The 593-nt window shown below is 58.2% G+C and carries 1 pseudogene; it reads right to left on the reverse strand.

What is annotated here, in order from left to right:
* Nucleotides 1-593: pseudogene (locus tag GEV06_29080) on the reverse strand (type I restriction endonuclease subunit R).

Raw genomic sequence — 593 nt, forward strand, 5'->3', positions numbered from 1 at the left:
AGGATATTAGAGAGGTGGTCAAGCTCCGGCTCCGGCTTGCGTCCACCGCCGGATGTCGGCACCGGCTCGATCTCTGCGTCGGTGTCGGGAAGCTGGATCTTCACTGCGGCCTGCTTCTCCATGCGGTAGCTGTCCATGTCGATCGCTTCGAGGATACTCTTGGAGAGATCCTCTTCGATCGGCGCCGGCAGCTTGGGGACGAGGAAAGTCAGGAAAATCGAAAGCTTTTCCCAGTCTGCGTTCGTGTACGGCAGCACTTGCGAGAGAAAGCTGTAGGTGCGCGTGAACGCCTTGGCCTTGCCCTTGAAATCCACCTGTTCGCCTTCACCGAGGCGCTCGCGATAGACCGCGACACAGGCGTCAAGGATCGGGTCGAGCCGGTCGCGATCCGCACCGTTGAGATAGAGCGTCACCAAGTCGTCAATCTGTGCCGCCGTGTAAACCTGGTAGCCGTCTAGCGCGGCCTTAAGGTCGTGGAGCTTGTCTGGATCGGTCTCCTCCGCCAAGATCGTCGTCCGGTAATAGTCGGCAAATGCTTCCTGGATAGTATGGGCGTCGTTCATGAAGTCGAGCACGAAAACATCATGCTTCTA

It is taken from the genome of Luteitalea sp., from assembly GCA_009377605.1.
Taxonomy (GTDB): domain Bacteria; phylum Acidobacteriota; class Vicinamibacteria; order Vicinamibacterales; family Vicinamibacteraceae; genus WHTT01.